The 6,942-nt window shown below is 62.5% G+C and carries 7 protein-coding genes; 5 read left to right on the plus strand and 2 right to left on the minus strand.

Annotated features, from left to right (window positions below; genetic code table 11):
• The first annotated feature begins 36 nt into the window (after positions 1–36).
• The 5 genes from Q7T45_RS26930 to Q7T45_RS26950 all read left to right on the plus strand — a co-directional run bounded on the left by Q7T45_RS26930 (position 37) and on the right by Q7T45_RS26950 (position 5,202).
• Positions 37–720 carry an FMN-binding negative transcriptional regulator gene (locus tag Q7T45_RS26930; protein ID WP_304875033.1) on the plus strand — a complete coding sequence of 228 codons (684 nt, stop codon included), beginning with the start codon at positions 37–39 and terminating at the stop codon, positions 718–720.
• Positions 720–1,769, plus strand: coding sequence for an N-acetyl-gamma-glutamyl-phosphate reductase (argC, locus tag Q7T45_RS26935; protein WP_304875035.1), 1,050 nt, complete (start codon positions 720–722; stop codon positions 1,767–1,769). Before Q7T45_RS26930 ends, argC begins: the two co-directional genes overlap by 1 nt.
• Positions 1,770–1,783: 14 nt before the next feature.
• Entirely contained in the window at positions 1,784–2,377 is a 594-nt protein-coding gene (locus tag Q7T45_RS26940; protein ID WP_304875037.1) for a bifunctional 2-polyprenyl-6-hydroxyphenol methylase/3-demethylubiquinol 3-O-methyltransferase UbiG, read from the plus strand.
• A 108-nt stretch (positions 2,378–2,485) separates the two neighbouring features.
• Entirely contained in the window at positions 2,486–4,333 is a 1,848-nt protein-coding gene (locus tag Q7T45_RS26945; RefSeq protein ID WP_304875040.1) for a caspase family protein, read from the plus strand.
• Complete coding sequence (locus Q7T45_RS26950; protein WP_304875042.1) at positions 4,330–5,202, plus strand: alpha/beta fold hydrolase; 873 nt, start codon at positions 4,330–4,332, stop codon at positions 5,200–5,202. The genes Q7T45_RS26945 and Q7T45_RS26950 overlap by 4 nt, the downstream gene beginning before the upstream one ends.
• 46 nt (positions 5,203–5,248) lie before the next feature.
• Here Q7T45_RS26950 and Q7T45_RS26955 read toward each other — a convergent pair whose 3' ends face one another.
• On the minus strand, positions 5,249–5,647 hold the full coding sequence (locus Q7T45_RS26955) for an MAPEG family protein (RefSeq protein WP_304875044.1): 399 nt from the start codon (positions 5,645–5,647) through the stop codon (positions 5,249–5,251).
• 74 nt (positions 5,648–5,721) lie between these two features.
• Positions 5,722–6,942 (minus strand): alpha/beta hydrolase (locus Q7T45_RS26960; RefSeq protein ID WP_304875046.1); only part of this gene is annotated, 1,221 nt, incomplete at its 5' end.

Below are 6,942 nucleotides of genomic sequence, written 5' to 3' on the forward strand. Positions count from 1 at the left end.
GACCCCGGCGGCTCCTATGTCCAGCCGGAGTTCGCCATGTATACGCCCCCGATGTTCAAGCCCGATCGCGCCGCCAGCCTCGCGTTTGCGGAAGCACGTGGATTCGGCACGGTCTGCGCCTGGGACGGCGCCAAGCCGGTCGCCTCGTCACTGCCGTTTTACCTCGACTATGCCGACGACGGCACGCCGCGGGCGGCGTTCCATGTCGCGCGCCATAACGCGCTGGCGGGCCTTGCCGACGGAACCACGTCCTGGCTGATGGCCGTGAACGGCGCCGACGCCTACGTGTCGCCCGACTGGTACGCGTCGCCGGATCAGGTGCCGACCTGGCTGTATCAGACCGTGCATTTGACCGGCACCGTGCGAAAACAGTCCGACGATGAACTCGGCCGCCATCTCGACGCGCTGAGCGCAAAGTTCGAAAACTGGCTGGCGCCGAAACCGCCCTGGCTGGCGTCGAAGATGACGGCAGGGCGCCTGGATGCGATGAAGAAAGCCATCGTGGGTCTGGTCATGACGGTGGAAGCGGTCGAGGGCAGTTTCAAGCTCAACCAGCACAAATCCGATACCGACCACGTCGCCATTGCGACCGCGCTGTCCGGGCAGAAGGAGGCCGCGGCCCAAATTCTGGCTAGCGAAATGCGCGGGTTGCGTCCGCAATTGTTCGAGAGCCAGCCGACACAATTGAATGCTAAGACGACGTCAGAAGGAGCGATGTGATGAGCAGCAAGAAGAAGATCGGCATTCTGGGCGCGTCCGGCTACACCGGCGCCGACGCGGTGCGCCTGCTGGCGCGGCATCCCAATGCCGAAATCACCGCGCTCACCGCCAACACCCATGCCGGCAAGGCGATGGCAGAGGTGTTTCCGCATTTCTTCATGCTGGACCTGCCGAAACTGGTGGAATGGGAAAAGGTCGACTGGAGCGGGCTCGACGCGGTGTTGTGCGGGCTGCCGCACGGCACTACGCAGGAAATCATCGCCGCGGTGCTATCAGCCAATCCCGCCATCAAGATCCTCGACATGTCGGCGGATTTCCGGCTGCGCGACATGAACACCTACGCGCAATGGTATGGCCACGAGCACCGTGCGCCGAAGCTGCAGGGCGAAGCCGTCTACGGCCTCACCGAATTTTACCGCGAGAAGATCGCGGCGGCGCGGCTGGTTGCCTGTCCCGGCTGCTATCCGACCGCGGCGCTGCTGGCGCTGGTGCCGCTCGCGAAGGCCAAGCTGATCGACGTCGACGACATCGTGATCGACGCCAAATCCGGCGTCACCGGCGCCGGCCGCGGGCTGAAGCAGAACACGCTGTTCAGCGAAGCCGGCGAGGGGCTCTCGCCCTATTCGGTCGGCACCCATCGGCACTCGCCGGAGATCGAGCAGGAGATCGGCGTCGCGGCCGGCTCAGCCGTGACGGTCAATTTCACGCCGCATCTCATTCCGATGAGCCGGGGCGAACTCTGTACGTCCTATGTCAAACTCAATGGCGGCAGCGCGGACGATCTGCGCGCGGCGCTGGTCGCGGCCTACAAGGACGAACCGTTCGTGCATGTCGCGAAAAAGGGCGTGCTGCCGCAGACCCAGAATGTGCGGGGTTCGAATTATGTTCAGATCGGCGTGTTCGCCGACCGCATCAAGAATCGCGCCATCGTCATTTCGGTGCTCGACAATCTGGTCAAGGGTTCGGCAGGGCAGGCGATCCAGAACATGAATCTGATGTTCGGGCTTCCTGAAACCGCCGGGCTGGAGCAGATCGCGCTGTTTCCGTGATTTGAGGAGTCGCCGTGGACGAGGATACGCTTCAGTTCTACCGCAGCAACGCGCAGGCCTATGCCGGGCGCGAGATCACCTCGCGTCAGACACGGATCAACCGCTTTCTCGCGGTGCTGCCGCCAGGGGCGAGCATTCTTGAACTCGGATGCGGCGCCGGCGCCGATTCCGCACAAATGCTGGCCGCGGGATTCGATGTTCGTCCCACCGACGGTTCGCCGGAACTGGCGGCTGAGGCATCGCGCCGGCTCGGCCGCCCCGTCGAGACGCTGCTGTTCCATGACCTCGACAAGGTCGAAGCCTATGACGGCGTCTGGGCCAATGCCTGTCTGCTGCATGTCCCGCGAGCGGAGCTTCAGCACGTACTGACGCTGATCTGGCGCGCGCTGAAGCCCGGCGGCCATTTCTACGCCAGCTTCAAGGCCGGCGAGGAAGACGGCCGGGATACCCTCAATCGCTACTACAATTATCCATCGCCGGAATGGCTGCGCGATACCTATGCCAGCGCGGGCCGCTGGAGTTCACTGGCGATCGAGAAGGGCGAAGTCAGGGGTTTTGACAACGAATGGGCCGAGATGCTGTTCGTGGTGGCGCGGAAGGACCTCTGATCCCATTCTCCAGGGTTTGGTCACCGAAGCCGAACCGGGTCGGTTTGCGACCTTCAGTTGAATCGTCCATCTCGCCGTGGCACTCTGTTGCCGCAGATGGGGGATGGAATGTCGCGCATAGCCATCGTAATCGGCGTGAACAAGCCAAGGGCCCCGGCGCCTCTGCAGGGCGCGGTGAATGATGCAAAGGCATTTGCCGCCTGGATCGCTAAACAGGGCTTCGAGGTAAAGGCGTTCACCGACGAAAAGGAACCGGTCACGTTCGCCGGCATTTTTACGGAAGTCGAGCGCATCGTTACGGCCGCGACCTATTCGCAAATCGTGATCTATTTTGCCGGCCATGGCCTCCAGAATGGCGGCTCCGAAGTCTGGCTGCTCTCGGGCGCCCCGAATAATGCCAGCGAGGCGATCTCGGTGGAGGCTTCGGTGATGGCCGCGCGGGAAAGCGGGCTTACCAGCGTTGTATTCATCTCGGATGCCTGCCGGTCGATCCCCTCCGGGATGCAGAGCAGCCGTGTTGACGGCGGCTCGATCTTTCCCAATTTGCCACTCAGGCGGCCCACCCGGCCGGAGATCGATCGCCTGTTCGCGACGCTGCCGTCGCTGGTCGCTGTCGAGGCCGCAAATGCGAACGACAAGGCGCGCCGTGGAGGCATATTTACCCGGGAATTCATGAAGGGCTATTACGAGCCGCCGTCCGCGTTTGTCGACAAGGTACCCGAGAACGGCAACCTCATCGAGGTGGTGACAAATCGAAAGCTGAGGGATCTGGTTCGCGACCTGATCGAGGACGCGGCATCGGACGAAATGCCGAAGGCCGGACAAACTCCGGAATTCATCCTGGAATCGGTCCAGGCTTATGTCGGTCGCGTCGAGCGCGCACCAAAGGGTCTCATCGTCGAGCCGGATCTTGATCTTCCCGGCCTGGAGTCGATGAGCAGGCTGGATAAAGGGCTATTTGAACTTCGCCGCCACCGCGGTTCGCGCCCACGCCAGCCGCTCGAACGAAAACCTGAACGCCAGAGGACGCCCACCCCCTCGGTCGCAGCGCTGGCTCGCCAGGCCATCGAAGTCGCCACGCAGGGGCAGGGTGCGCGTGCTGCAGCGGCAGTTGCGCGGGAAAAGGGCGATGGCGTCGGCATTTCAGACGCGATCGTCCGCTACTCGGGTCAAGCCCCGGTCGACCACTTGGAGACGCAGACCGGGTTCGCGGTGAACGGGGCCCGCGTCGTCATGGCGAATTCCCCGCATTTTCCAGCCGAACTCCTCGGCAATCAACTCGTGCGTCTTCAGCCCGTACGTATCGATGCTGCCTCGGCCAGTGTGTTGATCGAATTCGACGACGGCAAGGGCACGGTGTTACCGGGACTGCGTGGCTACATTGGGCACATCTTCGTCGACGATGGTGTCGTCACCAACGTCAACTACGTTCCTTCCGCAAACAGTACGCGATGGAATGAATATCAAACGGTACGGGAGGATGTTGAGGCATTGCGCGCTGCGGTGGCGGCCGCCGCCGGTCTCGGCGTGTTTCGGATTGCGCCTCAGGAAGCACAGTCTTTTGCAGACAAGGTACGAAAACTCAAGGTGTTCGATCCGACTCTCGGTTTGTACGCCGCCTACGCCTATGCCAGCGCCGGTCTCGAAGCGGATGTCGAATCCGTCCTGCAATACATGCGTGCCGATCTGAAAGCGGAGTTGTTCGACGTCGCCATGCTGGCGCGCCGGGGGGTTGGTCCGCGCGAAGCCGGCCCGGATCCCGCAAAGGATCTTCCGATTCTGCCATTCTGTCCGATGCTGCGACAGGGCTGGTCACTGCTGGCGGTGCGAGACGCCCAATTGCCGCAAGCCGCACGTGAGGCACGAAACTGGTTGCTGCCGGCGCTGTGGACCACATTCGCGCCGCATGGCGTCCAACTCCTGCGAAACGCCATGGAGCGAGGCGAATTCCAATGAGACTGCTGCTGATCCACGGCCGGGCGCAAGAAGGCAAGTCGTCGGAAATCATCGAGGACGAGTGGATGAATGCGCTTCGCCGCGGTTTCTCGGGCGCCGGCGTCAGCGCGCCGGCTGGCCTCCGAATCGATGCCCCGTTCTACGGCGACGAACTCATGAAGCAACTGGCGCGTCACGATTTGCCGCCGGCCGATGACGTCGCCACGCGCGGCGGCGCAGGGGACGGCGACTATGCGGCGTTTCTCGAAGACGTGGCGGTCCAGCTTAGCGGTGACGACAAGGTCACTGATCGCGAGATCGAAAACGAAATGGCGCCGGGACCGCAGGAGCGCGGTCCGCAAAATTGGGAGTGGGTGCAGGCCGTCATCCGTGCCGTCGATCGTCGTGTCCCCGGCGTTTCGAACTACAGCATCGGCAAGGTGCTTCGGGACGTCTTTGTTTATGTCAATGATTCCCGAACGCGACGCGAGATCAACAGGATTGTCGCGGCCAAACTAACCGGAGAGCCCACCGTCGTCGTCGGGCACTCCCTTGGTTCGGTCGTCGCCTATGAGGTGCTGCGCGAACACGCCGGCAATTCGGTGCTGCGCTTGATAACGGTCGGATCGCCGCTTGGAATCCGTGCGATACGCAACCAGCTCAGGACACCGCTTACGATGCCCGCGGGGGTCAAGGACTGGTACAATGCATATGACGACCGCGATGTCGTCGCGCTCTATCCACTCACTGCCGAGAATTTCGGTATCAAGCCGCCAGTCAGGAACTATCCGTTTGTGAACAATCACACCGACAACCGGCATGGCATCGGTGGGTATCTCGACGACGCCGATGTTGCCGGTCAGATTGCTGCCGCACTCGCTGGGCGTTGATCCAGGCTCTGCGGCGCACCGCGCTGCACCGCGTCCGGGGCACGCGTTACACGAACTGGAAAATCGCCAGCGCCAGCACGACCTGGGCGAAGAAGCCGACGGTAAAGGCCAGCGTGCGGAACACCGGCAGGCCGATCGTGTAGACGATCAGATGGGCGACGCGGGACCAGAAATACACCGCACAGGCATACACGGTCCATTTCGTCGAATAGTCGATCTGCGCCAGGATCAGCACCAGCGGCGCGAAGATGATGAGGTTCTCGACCGCATTGTCATGCGCGAACATCATGCGATTGGCCCATTCGGCATGCGGCTTGTCGTTGCGCGACGGATTGGCCATCGCGCCGGAGAGGCCGCGAATCTGGCAGCGGTTGAGCACGTAGGGGATCCACATCACGCCGGTCAAAATCACCGTCAGCGTCAGCCAGAATATTTCACGCGTCATAGGTTCCCCCTCACTCAATTGCGAATCCGGGCCACGGGGCCGGGATGGTTATAGCCTAATCGCGGAAGATTGCGCTACGCGCGAACCCGGACGTAGCTGCCGGGCGCGTCTTCGATCGGCGGCATCGCCTCGGAGCCGACAGGCCGCGCCGGAACCGTCTCGGCGTCGATGCTTTCGAGCCATTGGCGCCAGTCCGGCCACCACGAACCCTTGTGCTCCTGGGCGCCCTTGAGCCAGTCCGCGAGCGAAACGTCCCGGATATTGTCGTTGGTCCAGTATTGATATTTGCCCGACGCCGGCGGGTTGACCACGCCGGCGATATGGCCGGATCCGGACAGCACGTATTTCACCGGGCCGCCGAAGAATTGCGAGCCGTACAGCACCGAATCCGCTGGCGCGATGTGATCCTCGCGGGTCGCCAGATTGTAGACTGGCACCTTCACTTTCGACAGGTCGAGCAGCGTGTTGTCCAGCACCATGGTGCCCGCGGACAGCCGGTTCTCCAGGTAGCAGTTGCGCAAATAGTAGGAATGGTTCGCCGCCGGCATCCTTGTGGCGTCCGAATTCCAGTGCAGCAGATCGAACGCGGAGGGCGGCTGTCCCTTCAGGTAGTTGCTGACAACATACGACCAGATCAGGTCGTTGGAGCGCAGCATGTTGAAGGCCATTGCCATCTTGCTGCCTTCGAGCACGCCCGCCGCCTGCATGTCGCGCTCCATCGCCGAAATCTGGTCTTCGTCGACGAACACCAGGAGGTCGCCGGCATGGGTGAAGTCGACCTGGGCGGCGAAGAAGGTGGCGGATGTCACGCGCTGGCGGCGCTTTTCCGCCAGCCAAGCCAGCGTCGAGGCGAGCAGCGTGCCGCCGACGCAATAGCCGGCGGTATGAACCTTCATCTCGCCGGTCACCCGTTCGATCACGTCCATCGCCGCGAGCGGGCCCTGCTTCATGTAGTCTTCGAAGGTCTTGTTGCCGAGCTTCTTGTCCGGGTTGACCCACGAGATCACGAACACGGTGATGCCCTGATCGACGCACCACTTGATGTAGGATTTCTCCGGCTTGAGATCGAGAATGTAGAACTTGTTGATCCATGGCGGCACGATCAGCAGCGGCGTGCGCAGCACGGTCTCCGTCGTCGGCATGTACTGGATCAGCTGCATCAGCTCGTTCTGGAAAATCACCTTGCCCGGCGTCGTCGCCATGTTGACCCCGACCTCGAGATTGGCAGGGTCGGACTGGCGGATCCGCAGCGTGCCGTGTCCGGCTTCGATGTCTTCCGCCAGCATCTTCATGCC

Source organism: Bradyrhizobium sp. (genome assembly GCF_030646015.1).
Taxonomy (GTDB): Bacteria; Pseudomonadota; Alphaproteobacteria; order Rhizobiales; family Xanthobacteraceae; genus Bradyrhizobium.